This is a genomic window from Nocardia aegles (assembly GCF_052545135.1).
Genome location: NZ_JBQWRI010000020.1, coordinates 1 through 21,726 on the forward strand (window position 1 = coordinate 1; position 21,726 = coordinate 21,726).

The following is a 21,726-nucleotide window of genomic DNA, read 5'->3' on the forward strand; positions in this document are numbered from 1 at the left end:
CTGCGCAACCGTTGCGGGTTTGTCCGACGCGGGGGCTCCTCTGCGGCGATGCCGTCGCATTACTGGGGCAGACCTGGGCCCTCATGTCTACAGACTTCAGTGGCCATGCGCCCGAAGATCGCCGGTGCGGCGGCCTTGTGGCTCGGAGTCGGTCAGAGATCGAATGTTTCGCCCGGTGCCACCGCGTGCACAGGGCCGGTGAATTGTTCTTTCGCCTCGGCGATCACGTCTTCGCGGGAGGTCCACGGGGGGATGTGGGTGAGCAGGAGTTCCTGCACCCCTGCCGCGGCGGCGATCTGGCCTGCCTCGGTGCCCGAAAGGTGGATTCCGGGAGGGCGATTCGCCGGATCGTGGGTCCAGGATGCCTCCGCCATCAGGATGTCGGCGCCCCGCGCGAGTTCGTGGACCTGGGGGCACAGCGCGGTGTCGCCGGTGTAGACGAAAGTGCGGCCCGCGGCGGTGACGATGCGCAGACCGTAGGCCTCCGGAGGGTGATACATCCGGCGCGCGGTGACGGTGTGACCCGGCCCGAAGGAGACGGGCTCGCCTTCGGCCCAGGGCCGCATGTCGATCACATCGGACCAGTCGTCGCAGTCGCCGCCGACCTCGGCCGAGGCGTTGCCGATGCGCAACGAGGTGTCCGACGGTCCACGCACGATCGCCTTCCCCGCCGGCGGTCTCGGATGGTAACGGCGCCACACCAGCAAACCGGGCAGGTCGAGGCAATGGTCGGCGTGCAGGTGGGTCAGGAAGATGTCGACCTCGCCGGGATCGGCGTGGCGTTGCAACGCGCCCAGCACTCCCGGACCGAAATCGATGACCGTCGGCCGCATGTCCGGGCCGGTCAGCAGGTAACCCGACGCGGGCGAGTCCGGGCCGGACACACTGCCCGAGCACCCGAGGACGGTAAGGCGCATTCCCCCATGCTGCCACGCGGAATTCGCACCGGAGAAAAGATCCCCTGCATCCCGGCGGGTCGCCCGCTCACCGCGGCGGCGCGCCGATTCCGGCTCGGTCCCCGCGGCGGTTTCGTCGTGCATCTCCAGAGACTACCCAGCCGGCCAGCAGTCCGCTCAACGCGCCGAACAGGTGCCCCTGCCACGAGATTCCGGGCTGTCCGGGAAGAACCCCCCACAGCAGCGACCCGTAGAGGGCCAGCACCACGAGGCCGAGCACGATCTGCCCCACGTTGCGGGCGAACCAGCCACGCGAGATGAGGAAGGTCAGCCAGCCGAACACCAGCGACGACGCGCCGATATGCGTGCTTCCGGTCGCTCCGGTGAGCCAGACGCCGAGCCCGGCCCCCAGCCAGATGATCGCCGTCGCGGCCAGCCCGCGTCCGATGCCAGCCAGCAGCACAAGGAAACCGAGCACCAGCACCGGGAGCGTGTTGCCGAGCAAGTGCCCCCAGCCGCCGTGCAGCAACGGGGCGAACAGGATGCCGGTCAGCCCGTCGGCACGGCGCGGCTCGATGCCCGCGTGGTCGAGCCGTCCGCCGACGGCGGTGTCGACCCCTTCGACCCCGTACAGCACACCCACGAATCCGACGATCAGCACTCCGGCCCGCAGCCACAGCTGCTCGAGCGCGGCGAAACCTCCGGCGACGGGCGGTGTGGACGGCCGCGCGCCGACGGGTTTGCCCAGTCGGGCACGAAGCGCCGCGATCCGATCCGGGTCGAACGACGGCCCGAGTCCCGCGCCGGTCATGGCCACCTCCTCGCCGTGGCGGGGACGTGGCCCCGCCTCATCGAGGGTACCGGCGCGGCCCGGGAATCAGGCCCAGAGCTGGCCGTCGAGCCGCTCTTCGGCCTCTTCGAGCGTGCCGTCGTAGGCCCCGGTCGACAGGTACTTCCACCCGCCGTCGGCGACCACGAACGCGATGTCGGCGCGCGTGCCCGCCTTGACCGCCTTGCGGGCGACACCGAGCGCGGCGTGCAGGATGGCGCCGGTGGAGATCCCGGCGAAGATGCCCTCTTCGAGCACCAATTCGCGGGTACGTTTCACCGCGTCGTACGGGCCGACGGAGAAACGCGTGGTCAGCACGCTCTCGTCGTACAACTCGGGAATGAATCCCTCATCGATGTTGCGCAGGCCGTAGACCAGTTCGCCGTAACGCGGCTCGGCGGCGACGATCTCGATGCCGGGCACCTTCTCCCGCAGGAAGCGGCCGGTCCCCATCAACGTGCCGGTGGTGCCGAGACCCGCGACGAAATGGGTGATCTCGGGCAGGTCGGCCAGGATCTCCGGGCCGGTGGTCTCGTAGTGCGCCGACGCGTTCGCCGGATTGCCGTACTGGTAGAGCATCACCCAGTCGGGATTCTCCGACGCGATCTGCTTGGCCAGCGCGACGGCCTGATTGGAGCCACCCGCCGCCGGGGAGTCGATGATCCGCGCCCCGAACATGGTGAGCAACTGCCGCCGCTCCACCGAGGTGTTCTCGGGCATCACGCAGATGAGCCGATATCCCTTGAGCTTCGCGGCCATGGCCAGCGAGATGCCCGTGTTGCCGCTGGTGGGTTCGAGAATCGTGCAGCCGGGCCGCAGCAGCCCATCGGCCTCGGCCTGCTCGATCATCCGCAGGGCGGGCCGGTCCTTGATCGAGCCGGTGGGATTGCGATCCTCCAGCTTGGCCCACAGTCGCACATGATCGTCACCGTCCCATTGCGGGGAGAGGGTGCGCAGGCCGACCAGCGGGGTATTGCCGAGGGTCGCGATCAGCGATTCGTAACGCGCCACGGGACGGGTCAGCCTCCCGCCACGGCGGGCAGGATCGTAACGCTGGCGTCCTGCGGGACTTCGGCGTCCAGCCCACCGGCGAAGCGCACGTCCTCATCGTCGACATAGATGTTGACGTAGCGGTTCAGCTTGCCGTCCTTCAGCAGGCGCTCCGCGAGCCCGGGGTGATTGGCCTCGAGGTCGTCGATCAGCGCCGACAGCGTGGTGCCTTCGGCCTGCACGCGCTTCTCACCCCCCGTGAGGCCGCGCATGATGGTGGGAATGGAGACGGTTACCGGCATGGGTACTCCTCGGTTTCACGAACAGTCATCGGTCTAGTTCTCGTACGCGTCGACGATCCGCACCGGCTCCTCGGTGACCTCGCCGTCGACGATCCGGTAGCTGCGCAGCTCGTGCTGCTCGGGGTCACGGGTGGAGAGCAACACGTAGTGGGCGAACGGCTCGGAGGCGTACGACACGTCGGTCCGGCTCGGATAGGCCTCGGTGGCGGTGTGCGAGTGGTAGATGACGACCGGCTCCTCGTCGGCGTCGTCCATCGCGCGCCACACCTTCAACTGCTCGCCGGAGTCGAAGCGGTAGAACGTGGGCGAACGCTCGGCGTTGACCATGGCGATGAAGCGCTCCGGACGATCCGAGCCCTCCGGCCCCGCGATGACACCGCAGGCCTCATCGGGATGATCGGCGCGGGCGTGCGCCACCATCGCCTCCACGAGGTCGGCCCTGATCACCAGCACGAGTCGCACACCTTTCCACAACGCCGACCCATCGCAGTCGACAACGAGCCAGGATATTCGGCTATTCCCCCGGCGACGTCGCCCGGTCCCCGGTTCCGGCCCGTCCGGCACCCGGCGACCGCACATCGGTGCCGAGCGCGTGGCCGCCGCGTACGCGACGCCGTCGCCGGCCGCGGTCGCTGGAATCACCCACCGAACAAGTCCTGGTAAGCGGGAATGCCCGCCACCGTGTGCGCCGAACGGATCGCGTCGACGATGGCACGCTCGACGCACACGGCGGCGGCCGTGCAGATCTGATCCAGGACGAGCAGATCGGCGGGGAAGGCGGGCGGCAGCGGCAGGTCGGTGTCCTCCTCCGCCGTCCCGGTGGCGAGCACGAAGAGCGTGTCCCCGTCCAGCGGCGAGTGCGCGGGACGGATCGCCCGGGCCAGCCCGTCGTGCGCGGTGACCGCGACCCGCTTGCATCCGGCCGGATCGAGCGGAGCGTCCGTGGCCACGACGCCGATCGTGGTGTTGAGCACGGTGCCCTTCACCGGCAGCGCGTTCGCCGTCGCCAACTGTTCCGCGGTCGCGGGCCGCAGACCGAAGAAATCCGGCCCGTCGGTGCCGCACCCCCATGGCAACCCGGTGCGGGGATCGAACACCGAGCCGACGGGATTCGCCACGACCAGTGCCGCGACGGTGATTCCCGCGGCGGCGCCGTCACCCAGCACCATGCTCGCCGTGCCCACCCCACCTTTGATCGAACCGGCGCGGGCGCCGACGCCCGCACCGACCGAACCGCGAGCGAAGGCGACGTCCGCCGCCGCGGCGGCCCGGTAGCCGAACTCGGCGGTCGGGCGGATGTCCCACGCGCCGACCGGGAGATCGAAGATCACCGCACCGGGGACGATGGGCACCACCCGGCTCGGGTCCGCCGGGTCCAGCACGATGCCCGCGCCGTTGTCCTCCAGCCACCGCATCACCCCGTCGGCCGCGGCGAGCCCGAAAGCGCTGCCGCCGGTGAGCAGGACGGCGTCGATCCGGCGAACGGTGTTCATCGGATCGAGCAGATCGGTCTCGCGGGTACCCGGCCCGCCGCCGCGCACGTCGACCGCCGCCACCGCGCCGCCGGGAACACGCACCACCGTGCATCCCGTCGCCGCCCCGGAGCCGAGCGTGGCGTCCGGATCGAGGAGGTGATGGTGACCGACCAGCACTCCGGGCACGTCGGTGAGCGAGTTGTGTTCACCCGGTTCGGCATTCACCATCTGGACTCCTCGGCGCGGGACACTGGTCGGCTCGCGCCGATCTTCGCAGCGTGCCCGGTCAGGGCGCCAGCGCCTGGAGCAGCGAGTCCTGCATCCAGGTCAGCCAGTGGTACACGTCCAGGTGCGGAGCGCGCGGATCGTCGGGGTCGAGATGGTCGGGCGTGTCGGCGTCGATGTTCAGCACTGTGCCCAGTGCCAGCCGCACGTCGGTGAGGGCGGTCAACCACGCATCGGCCTGCTCGGGAGTGAGGACGATCTTGCCGCCCGCGCTCGGCACGGTGTCCAGCACGACCGAGCCGGCCGCCAGCTTGGCGTCGATGATGTCGGGCTCGTGCAGACCGCGCAGCGCGCTGTTGAGGTCGGCGCGCTCGGCGTCGGGCGAGCCGGGCTCGCTGCGGTGGAAGTCCGGTAGCAGTCTGCGCAGCCGCGGATCCTCCGGCGGGACGGTATTGCCGGAGCGCAGTCCGGTGAGGGCGGCCAGGTCGTCCTCGGGGGCGGACCCGGCGCGCTCGGTGAGCAGCCCGGAGACCGCACCGACCAGTGACCGAAGCACATTGGCCTCGCGTGCGTCCATCTCGGATCGCAGTTTGAGACCACTCAGCGAGTTCTTCCTGCTCCACTTGCGCACGGCGTCAGGGTAGTCGCGCTGGTCAGTCGTCCCGCTGCATGGTGGCCCAGAGTCCCGCGGCGTGCAGTCGCTGGACATCGTGTTCCATCTTGTCGCGGGAACCGGACGAGACCACCGCCTTGCCCTCGTTGTGGACCTTCAGCATCAGCTCGGTCGCCTTCGCTTTGCTGTAGCCGAAAAGCTTCTGGAAGATGTAGGTGACGTAGTGCATGAGGTTGACCGGATCGTCCCAGACCACGGTCACCCAGGGGCGGTCCTCCGCCTCCAGGATCTCGGTGTACTCCACCGCTTCGGGTGTCGCCTGTGCCGCCGACAATGTCGCGTTCGCGGCGTCCACAACGACGTCACCCCGGACTGAGTTGCACAAGGCCATAAGGTCAAGGGTACGACTCGACTCCGGATAAACAACACCCACGCTGCCCCGATCGGGGTTTCCGCCGGTTCACCGAGCCGATGCCGGACACCGTGAGCCCGACCGTTCTGTCTACAGTGACAGCGTGGACCTGTGTGACGGCGCGACCAGCACGGCGCTGCTGACCGACCAGTACGAACTGACCATGCTCGCCGCGGCGCTCGCCGACGGTTCGGCGCATCGGCAATGCACCTTCGAGGTGTTCGCTAGACGTTTGCCAAACGGTCGCCGATATGGCGTCGTCGGGGGTACCGGCCGGGTGCTCGAGGCACTGCGGCAGTTCCGGTTCGGCGAGGCGGAACTGGCCGTCGCCGCCGCGTTCTCGGATCGGCGGACGCTGGAGTGGCTGCGTGACTACCGGTTCACCGGCGACATCGACGGCTACCCCGAGGGCGAGCTGTACTTCCCCGGCTCCCCGATCCTGTCGGTGCGCGGCAGTTTCGCCGAATGCGTCGTGCTGGAGACGCTGATCCTCTCGATTCTCAATCACGACAGCGCGATCGCGGCCGCCGCCGCGCGGATGGTCAGCGCCGCGAGTGGCCGCCGGATGATCGAGATGGGTTCGCGGCGCACCCACGAGCTGGCCGCCGCGGACTGCGCGCGTGCGGCGTATCTCGCCGGTTTCGACGCCACCTCGAATCTGGAGGCGGTGCGCCGCTACGGGATTCCGGGAGCGGGCACCAGCGCGCACGGGTTCGTCCTGCTGCACAGCGGCCCCGACGGCGCGCACGAGGCCGAAGCTTTCCGCAGCCAGGTGCAGACGCTCGGGGTCGGGACGACGCTGCTGGTGGACACCTTCGACATCACCCGGGGCGTCGCTACCGCCATCGAGGTGGCGGGCCCGGAGCTGGGCGGCGTGCGAATCGACTCCGGTGATCTCGGTGTCCTGGCCAGGCAGGTGCGCGATCAGCTCGACGCACTCGGGGCCACCAAGACCCGCATCGTGGTCTCCGGCGATCTCGACGAGTACGCCATCGCCGCGCTGCGCGCCGAGCCGGTCGACGTCTACGGTGTCGGAACGGCGCTGGTCATCGGCTCGGGCGCGCCGACAGCCGGGATGGTCTACAAGCTGGTGGAGGTCGACGGGGTACCGGTCGCCAAACGCAGCAGCCACAAGCAGTCCCGCGGCGGTACGAAGAAGGCGATCCGCTTGGCCCGCGACACCGGCACGATCGTCGAGGAGATCGTCTACCCGGCGGCCGGGCCGATGCCGCCCCGCAACGGCTTCGAAGCCCGGGAACTGCTGGTTCCGCTGATCCGGGAGGGCAAGCAGGTCGAGGACCTGCCCACCCTCGCCGAAAGCCGCGACCTGGTCGCGCGCGGGTTGATCAGCCTGCCGTGGGAGGGCCTCAAGCTCTCGGCGGGTGAACCCGCCGTGGTGACCACCTTCGCCTGAGGTCAGGGCCTGCGCCGGCCGGCGCGGGTCACCAGCAGTAGCCCGACGGCGAACAGCAGTGCGAACACGACTCCGGTGATCCCGAACCACACCCATGCCGACGGCTCCGCGGGCCTGGAGCCGAGCAGGAAGAAGACCGCCAGGAACACGGTGGTGGCGACGATTACGGTGCGGAACAGTCGGACAGGGCTCATCGGAGGTCTCCGTGCTACGAGGCGGCGCATCCGGCCGCCGACGAAAGGGGCATCCGGTAATCACCGTGGGCGCGGGCGGCGTTTACATCGCGCACGTGAATTCCCGCGAGTCGGCGGAACGAGCGTCCGACCGAGCGGCAGAATCGGAAACAGTTGTTCAGCCACACCGCGGGAGGCCGCCATGACCCGGGCATTGATCATCGTCGACGTCCAGAACGATTTCTGCGAGGGCGGTTCGCTGGCGGTCGCGGGCGGTGCCGCCGTGGCGGGCCGGATCAGCGAGCACCTCGCGGCCGCGAACTACGCGGTGGTCGTGGCCACCCGCGATCACCACATCGATCCCGGTGGGCATTTCTCCGAGGAGCCCGACTACATCGACAGCTGGCCCCCGCACTGCCGGGCCGGCACGCCGGGCGCCGACTTCCATCCGGCCCTGACCACCGAGCCGATCCAGGCGGTCTTCGCCAAGGGCGCGTACGCGGCGGCCTACTCCGGGTTCGAGGGCACGACCGAGGACGGCACCGGGCTGGCCGACTGGCTGCACGACCGCGGTGTCGACGCCGTCGACGTGGTGGGCATCGCGACCGACCACTGTGTGCGCGCTACCGCGCTGGACGCGCGCATCGAGGGGTTCGACACTCGCGTCCTGCTCGATCTCACCGTGGGCGTCGCACCCGAAACGGTCGGCGCCGCACTGGACCGCATGCGGGGGGCGGGCGTCGACCTGGAAGGCAGCATCACCCGGTAGACCGTTCGGTCTCGGCGACCTGTCGGAGGCGCCGAGTAGGCTGCTCGCGTGCCCGAACTGCCGCCCGTTTCCGACCTCTTGGCCACCGCCGTGCAGGCGCTCGGCGGCAAGGAGCGCGCCGGGCAGGTGACGATGGCCGCGGCGGTGGACCACGCGATCGACACCAAGGAGCATCTCGCCGTGCAGGCCGGGACGGGCACCGGCAAGTCGCTGGCGTATCTGGTGCCGAGCCTGCGCCACGCCGTGCGCACCGGCCGCACGGTGGTGGTCTCCACGGCCACGATCGCACTGCAGCGGCAGCTGGTCGACCGCGACCTCCCTCGCTTGGCCGACGCGCTGAGCGGGCCCCTCGGCCGCACCCCGAAGTTCGCGATCCTCAAAGGCCGCAACAACTATCTGTGCCTGAACAAGATCAACAGCGCCGTTCCGGACGAGCCCGCGGAAGCGGAGTTGTTCGACGCGTTCGCGATCTCGCGGCTCGGTCGCGAAGTGCAACGGCTCAACGAGTGGGCCTCCGACACCGACACCGGCGACCGCGACGAACTCGCCCCCGGCGTGAGCGATCGCGCTTGGCGGCAGGTCAGCGTGTCGTCGCGGGAGTGCCTGGGCAAGTCGCGTTGCTCCTTCGGCCAGGATTGCTTCGCCGAGCGCGCCAGGACGGAATCCGCGCAGGCCGACGTGGTGGTGACCAACCACGCGCTGCTGGCGATCGACGCGATCAGCGGCATCCAGGTGCTGCCCGAACACGACGTGGTGGTCATCGACGAGGCGCACGAGCTGGTAGACCGGGTCACCGGCGTTGCCACCGCCGAACTGACCTCCGCCGCGATCAGCGCGGCGGCCCGGCGCTGCGCCACACTCATCGACGAGCGGGAAGTCGATCGGCTGGAGGGCGCCGCCGAGGCCTGGCATACCGCGCTGGAGGAGCTGCCCGCCGCTCGGTGGGACGCCCTGCCCGACGGCGTGGCCCCGGTGCTGGCCCTGATCCGCGACGCCGCGTGGAACGCGCGCACCGCACTCGCGCCGCCGGGCAGCACCACCGCGCAGGGCGATCCGGAGACGTCCGCCGCCCGCACCATGGCCCTGGCCGCGCTCGACGAGGTGCACGACAGCGCGGTCCGCGCGCTGACGGCGTTCGACGAGCCCGATCCCGCCGCTCGCCGCGACGTCATCTGGCTGGCCGCCGACGAGATCCGGGGTGTCGTGCGCCGGTCGCTGCGGATGGCGCCGCTGTCGGTGGGCGGGCTGCTGCGCAGCAGGCTCTTCGGCACCGCGACCGTGGTGCTCACCTCCGCCACGTTGCAGATCGGCGGCTCGTTCGACGGTCTCGCGGTCACCTGGGGCCTGCCCGCGCAGTCGGGCAATCGCACCGACCCGGCCACCGCGAACGGTGCGCAGGCGCCGTCGGACACCGACGTGGTGCGCTGGAGTTCGCTCGATGTCGGCTCACCGTTCGACCATGCCAAGTCCGGCATTCTCTACGTCGCCAAACACCTCCCGGCGCCGGGCCGTGACGGGCTCGCACCGGCCTATCTGGATGAGATCGAGCGACTGATCACGGCGGCGGGCGGGCGCACCCTCGGCTTGTTCTCCTCGATGCGCGCCGCCCGCGCGGCCACCGACGCGCTACGCGAACGGTTGGCTACCCCAGTGCTGTGCCAGGGCGAGGACGCGACGGGCGCGTTGGTCCGCAAGTTCGCCGACGACCCGGAGACCTCCCTGTTCGGCACGCTGTCGCTGTGGCAGGGCGTCGACGTGCCCGGGCCGTCGCTGAGCCTGGTGATCCTCGACCGCATCCCCTTCCCCCGCCCGGACGATCCGCTGCTGGCGGCCAGGCAGCGCGCCGTGGAGATGCGCGGCGGCAACGGCTTCATGACCGTGGCAGCCAACCACGCGGCTCTGCTGCTCGCGCAGGGCACCGGCCGCCTGCTGCGCAGCGTCGACGATCGCGGCGTGGTGGCCATCCTCGATTCGCGCCTGGCCACCGCTCGCTACGGCGGATACCTGCGCGCGTCGCTGCCGCCGTACTGGGCGACAGCCGACCCGGAGGTCGTGGTCAAGGCACTGAGCAGACTGGCCGCCGCGGCGAAGGTGCGATAAACCGATTCGCGGCGCGACGACCGAGGTCACCGCGCCGCGAATCCGGCTCACCGTAGGTTCAGAGCACCCACTTCAGGATCAAGGTGAGCACGCCCGTCACGACGGCGAGGATGAGCGCGCCCACACCCCACACGAAACCGTGACGCTCCCACGGACGCCCGGCGTCCAACGAGAACTTGCCCGGCCCGGTGAAGGGCAGCGCAGCGCCGACCACCGCGAACAGCAGGCCCATCTCATATCCGCCCAGCAATCCACCGGCCCAGGTGGCGTTGATCGCGTTGATCATCGTGCCCAGCACGATCGCCCCGGCCAGCGGCGTCAACAGACCGAGCAGCAGGAGCAGGCCGCCGCTGAACTCGCTGAGACCCGCCAGCGTCCCGAACACTTTGCCGGGGTTGTAACCCATCTGCTCGAAGCCGTCGGCGTTGGCTTGCAGACCGGGCCCTCCCCACCAGCCGAAGAGCTTCTGCGCCCCGTGCGCCGCGAGCAGGCCGCCGAAGACGACCCGCACGATCAGCAAGCCGATGTCGGGGGCGATTCGGTCCAGTTCGGTGTCGGTTCCCGTTCTGTCGAGTACGGATCTGATAGTCATGGTTGTCTCATCCCTGCGCTGTCGTTCCCGGACACGGTCGTTACTTCGGCGAAGAAAGCGGACTACGGTCCGATTATCGCACGACGGGGGCAACTGCCCGACCTCTCGGTCTATTCCACGGTCGGGCGAGAAGGATGGTTCAGCGCTCGGGCCGGCGAACGGTCATTCCGCGAGGAAGAAGAAGTAGCCGAGGAAGACCAGCATCAATGCCCACATCGCCGGGTGCACCTCCTTGATGCGGCCCTTGGCCACCATGACGATGGGGTACAGCAGCATGCCCATCGCCAGACCGTTGGCGATGGAGTACGTCAGCGGCATCATCACGACGGTGACGAACGCGGGCACGGCGTACTCCAGACGGTTCCAGTCGATTTCGCCGAGCGACCGAGCCATCAGGATGCCGACCACGATGAGCGCGGGCGCGGTCACCTCACCGGAGCCCGCCACCACCGCGAAGATCGGATAGCAGAACATGGCGAGCAGGAACCAGCCCGCCGTGGTGACGGCGGTCAGCCCGGTCCGTCCGCCCGCCGAGACACCCGCGGTCGATTCCACATAGGCGGTGGTGGTCGAGGTGCCGATGACCGCGCCCGCCATAGTGCCCACCGAGTCGGCCGCCAGCGCGCTCGCCGCGCGCGGCAACCTGCCGTTACGGTCCAGCAGCCCGGCCTGGTTCGCGACGCCGATCAGCGTGCCGGAGGCGTCGAAGAAATCGACGAACAGCATGGTCAACACCACGACGACCAGCTCACCGGTGAACGCGTCGGGCAGGTGGACGATCGCCTGACCGAAGGTCTGCTCGAGCCCCTTCGGCGCGGCGAACAAGCCCTTGGGCAACGCGACCAAGCCGCTGACGATGCCGACGATCGTGGTCAGCACGATGCCGTAGAGCACGGCGCCGTGCCGGCCGCGCACGAGGAACACCACTGTCACCAGCAACCCGAACAGCGCGAGCAAGGTGGTGCCCTTGGTGAAGTCGCCCAGGGTGACCAGCGTCGCTTCGCTGTTCACCACGATCCCGGCGTTCTTCAGGCCGAGGAAGGCCACGAACAATCCGATGCCCGCGCCGACGGCGAGCTTCAATTGCATCGGGATCGCGTTGAGGATGCGTTCGCGAACCCTCGTCACCGCGAGGACGAAGAAGATCGCGCCGGACAGGAAGGTGCCCGACAGCGCGACCTGCCAGGGAATCCCCATACCGAGGACCACCGTGTAGGCGAAGAACGCGTTGAGTCCCATGCCCGGCGCGAGCGCGATCGGATACCGCGCCCACAGCCCCATGACCAGCGTGCCGAACACCGCGGCGACAGCGGTCGCGGTGAACACCGCCTGCATCGGGATGCCCTTGTCCCCCAGCGCGCCCTGATCGCCGAGCACCGCGGGGTTGACCGCGAGGACGTACGACATGGCCAGGAACGTGACCGTCCCCGCCATCAGTTCACGCTTGACGGTCGAGCCGGTCGAGCGAACCCCGAAGTATCGGTCGAGGCGTCCGCGGGTCCGGTGCAGGACGTCGGTGACCATGGGTGACTCCAGTCGAGGAACGAATCGGGGCGGGCCACTGGCACGGTAGCCGACGGTTCACTACCGGCGACACCCGCGGCGGCGCCACCGTGACCGGAGCCACCCCGCTACGCGCTCGGAGCGGAGACCAACCCGAACTCGGCGTCGGAGGCCAGCAGATCGTTGTGCGGCAGCACACGCACGGTGTACCCGACCGCACCGGACAGCGGCAACGGCGTGTCCACCGTGAACAGCTCGGCGCCGGAGTCGGACCCGACATGCGTCATCGGGATCGTCGTGGTGTCGGAGAGATCGTCGGTCGCCGACACCCGGCCGAGCACCGCCTGCACCACCACGTCGGCCACGCTCAACCCACCGAGCTCGACCCGCGCGGTGAGCGACAGCCGCGCCCCGATCACCGGCGTATCCGGCAGCCCCGCACTGTCCACCTGGACCACCTTGACCGAGGGCCACGCCGACTCCACTCGGTGGCGGTACTCGGCGATGGCGCGCGCCACCGCGAAATCGTCGGCCGTCGCCCGCTGCGACGCCGCGGCGGCGGGAGCGTAGTACTCCACCGCGTAGTCCCGGACCATCCGCGAAGCCAGCACCTTCGGCCCCAGCGTCTGCAGGGTGTGGCGAACCATCTCGACCCAGCGCACCGGCATTCCGGACGCGTCGCGCTCGTAGAAGCGCGGCGCCACCGCACGCTCGAACAGGTCGTAGAGCGCGGCGGCCTCCAGATCGTCGCGGCGGTGTTCGTCCCGCACGCCCTCCGCGGTCGGAATGGCCCACCCGTTCTCGCCGTCGTACATCTCGTCCCACCAGCCGTCCCGGATGGAGAGATTGAGTCCGCCGTTCAGCGCGGATTTCATACCGGAGGTGCCGCAGGCCTCCAGGGGGCGCAACGGGTTGTTCAGCCAGATGTCGCAGCCCCAGTACAGGTAGCGAGCCATCGACATGTCGTAGTCGGGCAGGAAGACGATCCGATGCCGCACCTCCGGATCGTCGGCGAACCGGACCACCTGCTGGATCAGCGCCTTGCCGCCGTCGTCGGCCGGGTGGCTCTTGCCCGCGACGACCAACTGCACCGGCCGCCGCGGGTCGAGCAGCAGGGCGCGCAGCCGCTGCGGATCGCGCAGCATCAGGGTGAGTCGCTTGTAGGTCGGCACCCGGCGCGCGAACCCGACGGTCAGCACGTCCGGGTCGAAAACACCGTTGACCCAGCCGAGTTCGGCCTCCGCGGCGCCGCGCTCCAGCCAGGACGCGCGCAGCCTGCGGCGCACCTCGTCGACGAGGATGCCGCGCAGGGTGTTGCGGGTCGACCACAACTCGGTGAGATCGACCTCGCGCAGCCGCTCCCAGCCGCGCCCCTCTTCGACCAGCTCCGCGCCGATGTGCTCGCGCGCCTTGTCCACCCACTCCCGCGCCGCCCAGGTGGTGGCGTGCACACCATTGGTGACCGAACCGATCGGCACCTCGGCCGGATCGAAGCCCGGCCACAGCGAAGCGAACATGGAGCGGCTCACCTCGCCGTGCAGCTTCGACACGCCGTTGGCACGCTGCGCGAGCCGCAGGCCCATGTGCGCCATGTTGAAGACCGACGGGTCGGCCTCCCGGCCGAGCGCAACGATCCGGTCCACCGAAAGGCCCGGCAGCAGAGCGGATTCGGATTCCCCGTGCGCACCGCCGAAATAGCGGCGCACCATCGGCATCGGGAACCGGTCGATGCCCGCGGGGACCGGCGTATGCGTGGTGAATACCGTGCCCGCTCGCACGGCGGCCAGCGCGGAATCGAAATCCTGCCCGGCCGCGACGAATTCGCGGATCCGCTCCACGCCGAGGAAGCCCGCGTGGCCTTCGTTCATATGGAACACGTCGGGATCGGGCAGTCCGGCGGACGCGGTGTACGCGCGCACCGCCCGCACACCGCCGATGCCGGCGAGGATCTCTTGGCGGATGCGATGCTCCTGGTCACCGCCGTACAACCGGTCGGTGACCGCGCGCAGTTCCGGGTCGTTCTCGGTGATGTCGGAGTCCAGCAGCAGCAGCGGAACCCGGCCGACCTGCGCGATCCACACCCGAGCCCGCAGCACCCTGCGGTCGGGCATCGCGACGTGGATGAGCACCGGCGAGCCTTCGGAGGTGAGTGCCCGCAGCGGCAGGCCCTGCGGATCCAGCGCCGGATAGTGCTCGGCTTGCCAGCCGTCGGTCGTCAGCGACTGCCGGAAGTAGCCCGAGCGGTACAGCAATCCCACGCCGATCAGCGGCAGGCCGAGGTCGGAGGCGGCCTTCAGGTGATCTCCGGCCAGGATGCCCAGGCCACCCGAATAGTTCGGCAACACCTCGGTGACGCCGAACTCCATCGAGAAGTAGGCGATGCCACGCACCCCTTCCTCACCTGCCCGGCGCTGGAACCAGCCCGGCGCCGCCAGGTACTCCCGCAGGTCCGCCACCGCGGCGTCCACCCGCGCGACGTAGCCGGGGTCGGCGGCCAGCTCGTCCAGCCGTGCCGCGGGCACCTCGCCGAGTATCCGGACCGGATCGTGCCCCATCTCCTGCCAGCGCCGCGGATCCAGCGCGGCGAACAGGTCCTGCGTCGGCGGATGCCACGACCAGCGCAGATTCGTGGCGAGTTCGCCCAGGGCCGCCAGTCGCTCGGGCAGATGGGCACGGACGGTGAAACGACGCAATGCCTTCATTGGGTAGAACCTACACGGCGACCGCGGGACGCGCGCCGCGCGTGACCTCGCCCCGGAACAACCTCCCGACCAGCGGGTTTCCCGGTGGTGCCCGCCGATCCGGGCGACGAACCCGATCTTGGGTAACGCTCTGCTTCGTCACGGAACGGCCACGCGAGGCGCACCCGTACCCGCGTTTCCGCTACCCGATCGAGACCCGCGCTCGCTTGTGAACTCGGGAACGCCGGGCAAACCCACAAGCTGTGCGGACCAACCGGCCGCATCAACCGAATCAGTACGGGAGTGATCGAGATGTGGATGACAGCACACCCAAATCGCGCCCGCGATCGGCGCTGGTCGCGCGCTGGAGCGGCGACCACGGGGTTCGGAGCTCTCGCGGCGGCGTTCGTTCTCGTCGCACCCGCCGCCGGCGCGGCGGTCACGACGGCGACCGCGAGCCCGGCCCAGGGCACCAGTTTCGGTTTCGGGAACTACGGAACCAACTGCCAATACCGGGTGACCGCGACCGTGGACAACAGTCCCTCGACCGAATCCGTGCAGTTCGCCGACAGTGCCGGAGGCACCTTCTCACCGAATCCCGCACCGGTGGTGGGCAACCAGGCCACCACGGTCTGGATCCCGCAGGCGAGCGGGCAACACACCATTTCCGCGACGCAAGGCTCCACCCCCGCGTGGACGTCACCGGCGATGACGGTGGGCAACGGGATGAACCTCGGCTTCGCGTGCATGGTCATGCCGTGATCGGCGTTTCGGGCACGTCGAGTTGAGCGCCCGGGTGGCCACACCGGCGGGCCGTGGCCGCCCGGGCAGCTCTCCCGGAGCCGGCGGGTCAAGCCCGGCCCGCCGCGCGGTGACCGGCCGCGACGGTGCCCGAAAGTCGGCTGATCCGGTCCGAAAGGCCGGTTGCCGGTAGGTTGGGGACCGTGACCGGCCGCATCGCTATCGATGACACTGCCCCGTCCATCCCAGGCGGCCGGCCCGCCAAGGCGGTGGTCGGCGAGGTATTCCCGGTGCGCACCGTGGTATGGCGGGAGGGGCACGACGCCGTCGCCGCCACACTGGTCGTGCGTGCACCCGGCGCGTCGCGGCCCACGCGCGTCCGCATGACGCCGGACGACGAGCCCGACGTCTTCAACGCGACCTTCACGCCGAACACGCCGGGAGTGTGGACCTACCGGATCGAAGGCTGGAGCGATCCGATCGCGACCTGGCGATCGGCGATCGAGGCGAAGCTGGCCGTCGGGCAGAGCGCCGCCGACCTGGCCAACGATCTGGAGCTGGGCGCCCGGCTGTTCGACCGTGCGGCCAAGGCCGTTCCGAAGAAGCAGTTCGAGCGCTTGCGCACGGTCGCGGCGGCGTTGCGCGGCGATGATCAACTGCCCGCACGGGTGGCCCCGGCCTTCACCGAGGAGGTCGCCGAGATCCTGCGCGCCACACCGCTGCGCGACCTGGTCACCCGAGGGCCGCAACACACCGTCCTGGTCGAGCGGCACCGTGCGCTCTACGGCTCCTGGTACGAATTCTTTCCTCGCTCGACCGGCGGCCGCGACGCCACCGGCAAGCCGGTCCACGGCACCTTCGTCACGGCCGCCAAGGAACTTCCGCGCATCGCCGCCATGGGCTTCGACGTGGTGTACCTGCCACCGATCCACCCGATCGGCGAGATCAACCGCAAGGGCCGCAACAACAGCCTCACCACCGAGCCGGGCGACGTCGGTTCGCCGTGGGCCATCGGCTCGAAGCACGGCGGTCACGATGCCGTGCATCCGGAACTCGGCACCGAAGCCGACTTCGCCGAATTCGTCGCGGCGGCGCGGGAACTGGGCCTCGAGGTGGCGCTCGACCTCGCCTTGCAGTGCGCGCCGGATCATCCATGGGTGCAGGCGCACCCCGAGTGGTTCACCACCCTGCCCGACGGCACCATCGCCTACGCGGAGAACCCGCCGAAGAAGTACCAGGACATCTACCCCGTCAACTTCGACAACGATCCCGACGGCCTCTACGCCGAAGTGCTGCGAGTGGTCAAACACTGGATCGCGCTCGGCGTCCATATTTTCCGCGTCGACAACCCGCACACCAAGCCCGCCGACTTCTGGGAGTGGCTGATCGCGAACGTGTGGCGCACCGACCCGGACGTCATCTTCCTGTCCGAGGCGTTCACCCGCCCCGCCCGGCTCTACGGGCTCGCCCGGCGCGGATTCAGCCAGTCCTACACGTATTTCACCTGGCGGGTCGCCAAATGGGAGCTGACCGAGTTCGGCAACGAGTTGGCGGCGAAAGCCGACGAGGCCCGCCCGAACCTCTTCGTGAACACCCCGGACATCCTGCACGAGAGCCTCCAGCACGGCGGGCCGGGAATGTTCGCCATCCGCGCCGTCCTGGCCGCCACCCTCGCCCCGACCTGGGGCGTCTACTCCGGCTTCGAGCTGTTCGAACATCAAGCGGTGCGCCCGGACAGCGAGGAGTACCTCGATTCGGAGAAGTACGAGTTGCGTCCGCGCCCGTTCGCCGAGGCACTCGCGCGCGGGGAATCGCTGGAGCCCTGGCTCACCCGGCTCAACGAGATCCGCCGGGCGCACCCCGCCTTGCAACAATTGCGCTGCTTGCGTTTCCACCACGTGGACAACGACGCGCTGCTCGCCTACTCCAAGATCGATCCCGCCAGTGGCGACGCGGTGCTGGTCGTGGTGAATCTCAACCCCTTCGGCGCCGAATGGGGGATGCTCTCGCTCGACCTCCCCGCGATCGGCCGCGAGTGGCACGACCACCCGGTGGTGTACGACGAGGTCAGCGGTGAGGAATACCACTGGGCGCAGACCAATTACGTGCGCTTGGACCCGGCGCGTGCCGTCGCGCACGTCATCGCCCTGCCCCCGGTCTCCCAGCAGGCGCGCACCGAGCTGGCCTACCGCAGGACCTTCCGATGAAACGTCGCGACCTCATGCTGCTCGCGGCAGGCACCCACTCCGACCCGCACACCGTACTCGGCGCGCACCCTCATCCCGAGGGCATGGCCGTCCGGGTGCTGCGCCCGCACGCGGAAACGGTGTCGGTGCGCGTCGGCGGCGACGAGCACGTGCTGAAGTCCCTGGGCCACGGCGTGTTCGCCGCGGTACTGCCCTACCCGGAGATCATGGACTACCGCGTCGTGACGACCTACCCGGGCGGCCAGACCGTCATCGGCGCCGACGGCTACCGCTTCCTCCCCACGTTGGGCGAGCTCGACCTCCATCTGATCGGCGAGGGCCGCCACGAACGCCTGTGGGATGTGCTCGGGGCACACCCGCGCCGCTACACGACCCTCGACGGTGACGTTGCGGGCACATCGTTCGCGGTGTGGGCGCCGAACGCGCGCGGCGTCACCGTGATCGGCGACTTCGACGGCTGGAGCGGCAACACCGCCCCGATGCGCACGCTGGGATCGTCCGGGATCTGGGAGGTCTTCGTCCCCGGCGTCGAGCCCGGCGCCAAGTACAAATACCGTGTGCACGGCGCCGACGGGCGCACCGTCGATCACGCCGACCCGCTGGCCTTCGCCACCGAACATCCTCCGGCGACGGCGTCGGTGGTCACCGAAAGCCACCACGTGTGGCAGGACAGCGCCTGGCTCGCGCAGCGCGCGGCGACCGACCCCACCCGCGCCCCGATGAGCGTCTACGAGGTGCATCTCGGTTCGTGGCGGCCCGGCCTAGGCTACCGCGAACTGGCCGATCAGCTCGCGGAGTACGTGCGGGCGACCGGATACACCCACATCGAGTTGCTCCCCATCGCCGAGCATCCGTTCGGTGGCTCCTGGGGCTACCAGGTGACCTCCTACTACGCCCCGACGGCACGATTCGGTTCCCCGGACGACTTCCGCGCGTTCGTCGACCGGATGCACGCGGCCGGCATCGGCGTCCTGCTGGACTGGGTCCCCGCCCACTTCCCGCGCGACGAGTGGGCATTGGCCCGATTCGACGGCACCCCGCTCTACGAGCACGCCGACCCGCGGCGGGGCGAGCAACTCGACTGGGGCACCTATGTGTTCGACTTCGGCCGACCCGAGGTGCGCAACTTCCTGATCGCCAACGCGCGCTACTGGATCGAGGAATTCCACATCGACGGCCTGCGCGTCGACGCGGTCGCCTCCATGCTGTACCTGGACTATTCCCGCGCCGAAGGCCAGTGGGAGCCCAACGTGCACGGCGGCCGGGAGAATTTGGAGGCCGTCGACTTCCTGCAAGACCTCAACGACACGCTGCACCGGCAGCACCCCGGCGTCATGACGATCGCCGAGGAGTCGACCACCTGGCCCGGCGTCACCCGCGGCATCGACGTCGGCGGTCTCGGCTTCACCATGAAATGGAACATGGGCTGGATGCACGACACCCTCGGGTTCCTCGGCCGCGATCCGGTGCACCGCTCCTGGCACCACAACGAGATCACCTTCTCGCTGGTCTACGCCTGGAGCGAGAATTACGTCCTGCCGATCAGCCATGACGAGGTCGTGCACGGCAAAGGCACGCTGTGGACCCGGATGCCGGGTGACGATTTCGCCAAAGCCGCGGGCGTGCGCGCGCTGCTGGCCTATATGTGGGCACACCCTGGTAAACAGCTGCTGTTCATGGGGCAGGACTTCGGCCAGTTCCGGGAATGGTCGCATGATCGCGGCCTGGACTGGCACGAACAGGACAACCCACTGCACCAGGGCATCACTACCCTGGTGCGCGATCTGAACGCGGTCTACCGCGCCCAACCCGCCCTGTGGAGCCAGGACACCGCCCCCGGCGGCTATGCCTGGATCGAGGCGAACGACCGCGCGAACAACGTGCTGGCGTTCCTGCGTTACGGCTCCGACGGCTCGGTGGTGGCCTGCGTCTACAACTTCTCCGGGTCGACGCACGACGCTTACCGGGTCGGCCTGCCGCGCCGGGGCCCTTGGCTGGAGATCCTCAACACCGACGCCGCGGACTACGGCGGCTCCGGCCTCGGCAACCTCGGCGAGGTGATGGCGACCGATGAGCCGTGGCACGACCGGCCCGCCTCCGCCACCGTGACGCTCGCACCACACGGCGCGGTGTGGCTGCGCCCCGCCTAGCGGCGAACCCCGGAGCGGGCGGCGCGCCGATCCCACGGCCCTGTCGACGCTCACACGGGCGGAACGTCCGACCCGCTACTGCCCGGCGGCGGATGTGGAAGCACTCACTCCCGAGATCATTCGATCATCGCGCGGAGCGCGCCACCCCCTGGCCTGGTCACGATGCGCTCTTCGCACGCTCCCGGACGACATCGGACCCAGCGGCCACATCACGAACCCGTTCGCGGCCGCGAGCCGACTCAGTACAGTGCCGCGGCCAGCTTGCGGCGCGCGGCCACGACGAACGGCTCGGCCTGATCGAACAGCTCGAACAACTCCAGCAGCCGGGTGCGCACCTTGGTGCGCTCGTCGCCGGAAGTCCGCTTGACAACGGCGATCAGCCGATCGAAGGCTGCTTCGGGCCGCTGCTGGAACAGTTCCAGATCGGCGGCGCGGATCGCCGCATCGACGTTCGACGGGTCGGCGTCGGCATCCGCGATCGCCGACTCCGGCAGTTCCTGTGCCCGGGCGAGGAAGCGCAGCTGCCGCAGCGCGCCCTTGGCCTCTTCGTTCGCGGGTTCAGCGTCGAGAATCGCTTGGTAGGCGGCCTCGGCGCCGGCCAGGTCACCCTGCTCCAGCGCCGCCTCGGCCGCCGCGAAACGTGGGTCCTCCACCTGCGGCTGCGGCTGCGCGCCGCCCTCCAGCTTGCCCGCCACCGCCTCGACCACGGCGTTCAGCCATTGCCGCACCTGCGGCTCCGGCTGGGCGCCCTCGAAATCGGCCAGCGGCTGCCCGGCCGCGATCGCGATGACGGTCGGGATGCCCTGCACCCGCAGCGCCTGCGCGATGCGCATATTGGCCTCGGCCTCGACGGCGGCCAGATCCCAGGCGCCGCCGTCGGCGGCCACCAGACGTTCCAGCGTCCGCACCAGTTCGACGCTGCCCGGACTGCGCTGCGAGTACAGCACGACCACCACGGGCACCTGCATCGAACGGCGCAGGACCTTGGTCTCGAAATCGGCCTCGGAAACCGCGTAGTCGCCACCGGCCGGACCGCCCGCGCCTCCCGCGGGCTGCTTCAGGCTGGACAGATCGACCGCGCCGGACATGGCGGCGGCGACAGCGGGCGAAGGACGGCGTGCGGCTGGTCGATTCACGATCTCCAGTTTGTCACGACGTGGCGGATGCGGGGGCCCCGGACTCGATCGAATCGGCGTTGCTCAGCTCACCCAACCGTCCCGTGCGCACCGCCCACACCTCGAACAGCACCGTGCAGAACGGCGGGATGCTCGACAGCAGCGCGAGAACGGTGATCTTGGCATTCCAGCCCAGCTCGCGCGCCGCCACGATCGCGGTGATCACGAACAGCACGAACACGATGCCGTGCGTCATCCCGAACACCTTGACCGGCCACAGCACCGGCTCGGGAATCCGCTTGAACACCATGCCGATGATCAGCAGCACCCAGGAGATCGCCTCGAGCACCGCGATGAAACGAAACCGCTTGGCCACCGTGCTCAGGTCGAAGACATTGCCCATGCGCCCATTGTGCCGGATGCACTACAGGCTGTCGTAGTGAGCTGTGTCTAATTTCCAGCGCCTGCGGCGCTGGGTGTTCGCGGCTGTGTTTGTTTTCCAGCGCCTGCGGCGCTGGGTGTTCGCGGCCCCTTGGTGG

General features: G+C 69.5%; 20 protein-coding genes. 6 read left to right on the top strand and 14 right to left on the bottom strand.

Features of this window, described 5'->3' with window-relative positions:
* Nucleotides 1-152: 152 nt before the first annotated feature.
* From ACT89H_RS28795 to clpS, 8 genes are all read right to left on the bottom strand, one after another.
* Entirely contained in the window at nt 153-917 is a 765-nt protein-coding gene (locus ACT89H_RS28795) for a cyclic nucleotide-degrading phosphodiesterase (RefSeq protein ID WP_445111813.1), read from the bottom strand.
* Nucleotides 918-984: 67 nt separating this feature from the next.
* Nucleotides 985-1,707, bottom strand: a complete 723-nt coding sequence (locus tag ACT89H_RS28800) for a rhomboid family intramembrane serine protease (RefSeq protein ID WP_445111814.1) — start codon at nt 1,705-1,707, stop codon at nt 985-987.
* A gap of 66 nt (nt 1,708-1,773) precedes the next feature.
* On the bottom strand, nt 1,774-2,736 hold the full coding sequence (locus tag ACT89H_RS28805; protein WP_445111815.1) for a PLP-dependent cysteine synthase family protein: 963 nt from the start codon (nt 2,734-2,736) through the stop codon (nt 1,774-1,776).
* Nucleotides 2,737-2,744: 8 nt separating this feature from the next.
* Nucleotides 2,745-3,017, bottom strand: a complete 273-nt coding sequence (locus ACT89H_RS28810) for a MoaD/ThiS family protein (RefSeq protein WP_039796383.1) — start codon at nt 3,015-3,017, stop codon at nt 2,745-2,747.
* Nucleotides 3,018-3,050: 33 nt separating this feature from the next.
* On the bottom strand, nt 3,051-3,470 hold the full coding sequence (locus tag ACT89H_RS28815) for a M67 family metallopeptidase (RefSeq protein ID WP_445111816.1): 420 nt from the start codon (nt 3,468-3,470) through the stop codon (nt 3,051-3,053).
* Between the two features lie 185 nt (nt 3,471-3,655).
* Nucleotides 3,656-4,720, bottom strand: a complete 1,065-nt coding sequence (locus tag ACT89H_RS28820; RefSeq protein ID WP_445111817.1) for a P1 family peptidase — start codon at nt 4,718-4,720, stop codon at nt 3,656-3,658.
* A gap of 58 nt (nt 4,721-4,778) precedes the next feature.
* Nucleotides 4,779-5,348, bottom strand: coding sequence for an oxidative stress transcriptional regulator AosR (gene aosR, locus ACT89H_RS28825; protein WP_445111818.1), 570 nt, complete (start codon nt 5,346-5,348; stop codon nt 4,779-4,781).
* A gap of 22 nt (nt 5,349-5,370) precedes the next feature.
* Complete coding sequence (clpS, locus tag ACT89H_RS28830) at nt 5,371-5,721, bottom strand: ATP-dependent Clp protease adapter ClpS (protein ID WP_445111819.1); 351 nt, start codon at nt 5,719-5,721, stop codon at nt 5,371-5,373.
* Between the two features lie 124 nt (nt 5,722-5,845).
* On the opposite strand from clpS, the gene ACT89H_RS28835 reads away from it, so the two are divergent.
* A complete protein-coding gene (locus ACT89H_RS28835) occupies nt 5,846-7,156 on the top strand; it encodes a nicotinate phosphoribosyltransferase (RefSeq protein ID WP_445111820.1) in 1,311 nt (436 codons plus the stop codon).
* Between the two features lie 2 nt (nt 7,157-7,158).
* Here ACT89H_RS28835 and ACT89H_RS28840 read toward each other — a convergent pair whose 3' ends face one another.
* Complete coding sequence (locus tag ACT89H_RS28840; RefSeq protein ID WP_445111821.1) at nt 7,159-7,350, bottom strand: hypothetical protein; 192 nt, start codon at nt 7,348-7,350, stop codon at nt 7,159-7,161.
* A 181-nt stretch (nt 7,351-7,531) separates the two neighbouring features.
* Between ACT89H_RS28840 and ACT89H_RS28845 the strand changes: the two genes are divergently transcribed.
* Nucleotides 7,532-8,098, top strand: a complete 567-nt coding sequence (locus ACT89H_RS28845; RefSeq protein WP_445111822.1) for an isochorismatase family protein — start codon at nt 7,532-7,534, stop codon at nt 8,096-8,098.
* A 48-nt stretch (nt 8,099-8,146) separates the two neighbouring features.
* Nucleotides 8,147-10,198 (top strand): ATP-dependent DNA helicase, encoded by a 2,052-nt coding sequence (locus ACT89H_RS28850; RefSeq protein WP_445111823.1) that lies wholly within the window; start codon nt 8,147-8,149, stop codon nt 10,196-10,198.
* Nucleotides 10,199-10,256: 58 nt separating this feature from the next.
* Here ACT89H_RS28850 and ACT89H_RS28855 read toward each other — a convergent pair whose 3' ends face one another.
* The 3 genes from ACT89H_RS28855 to glgP all read right to left on the bottom strand — a co-directional run bounded on the left by ACT89H_RS28855 (nt 10,257) and on the right by glgP (nt 14,995).
* On the bottom strand, nt 10,257-10,790 hold the full coding sequence (locus ACT89H_RS28855; protein WP_445111824.1) for a DoxX family protein: 534 nt from the start codon (nt 10,788-10,790) through the stop codon (nt 10,257-10,259).
* 162 nt (nt 10,791-10,952) lie between these two features.
* A complete protein-coding gene (locus tag ACT89H_RS28860) occupies nt 10,953-12,314 on the bottom strand; it encodes an NCS2 family permease (protein WP_445111825.1) in 1,362 nt (453 codons plus the stop codon).
* Nucleotides 12,315-12,421: 107 nt separating this feature from the next.
* Entirely contained in the window at nt 12,422-14,995 is a 2,574-nt protein-coding gene (gene glgP / locus ACT89H_RS28865) for an alpha-glucan family phosphorylase (protein ID WP_445111826.1), read from the bottom strand.
* Between the two features lie 297 nt (nt 14,996-15,292).
* Between glgP and ACT89H_RS28870 the strand changes: the two genes are divergently transcribed.
* From ACT89H_RS28870 to glgB, 3 genes are all read left to right on the top strand, one after another.
* A complete protein-coding gene (locus tag ACT89H_RS28870) occupies nt 15,293-15,736 on the top strand; it encodes a hypothetical protein (RefSeq protein ID WP_445111827.1) in 444 nt (147 codons plus the stop codon).
* A gap of 182 nt (nt 15,737-15,918) precedes the next feature.
* Nucleotides 15,919-17,922 carry an alpha-1,4-glucan--maltose-1-phosphate maltosyltransferase gene (locus ACT89H_RS28875; RefSeq protein ID WP_445111828.1) on the top strand — a complete coding sequence of 668 codons (2,004 nt, stop codon included), beginning with the start codon at nt 15,919-15,921 and terminating at the stop codon, nt 17,920-17,922.
* The gene (gene glgB, locus ACT89H_RS28880) at nt 17,919-20,072 is read left to right on the top strand and encodes a 1,4-alpha-glucan branching protein GlgB (RefSeq protein WP_445111829.1); all 2,154 of its coding nucleotides are present in this window, start codon (nt 17,919-17,921) and stop codon (nt 20,070-20,072) included. The genes ACT89H_RS28875 and glgB overlap by 4 nt, the downstream gene beginning before the upstream one ends.
* A 239-nt stretch (nt 20,073-20,311) precedes the next feature.
* On the opposite strand, the gene ACT89H_RS28885 is transcribed toward glgB, so the two are convergent.
* Both ACT89H_RS28885 and ACT89H_RS28890 read right to left on the bottom strand, forming a co-directional pair.
* Entirely contained in the window at nt 20,312-21,160 is an 849-nt protein-coding gene (locus ACT89H_RS28885; RefSeq protein WP_445111831.1) for a tetratricopeptide repeat protein, read from the bottom strand.
* Between the two features lie 61 nt (nt 21,161-21,221).
* Nucleotides 21,222-21,590, bottom strand: coding sequence for a DUF3817 domain-containing protein (locus ACT89H_RS28890; RefSeq protein WP_445111830.1), 369 nt, complete (start codon nt 21,588-21,590; stop codon nt 21,222-21,224).
* Between the last annotated feature and the right edge of the window lie 136 nt (nt 21,591-21,726).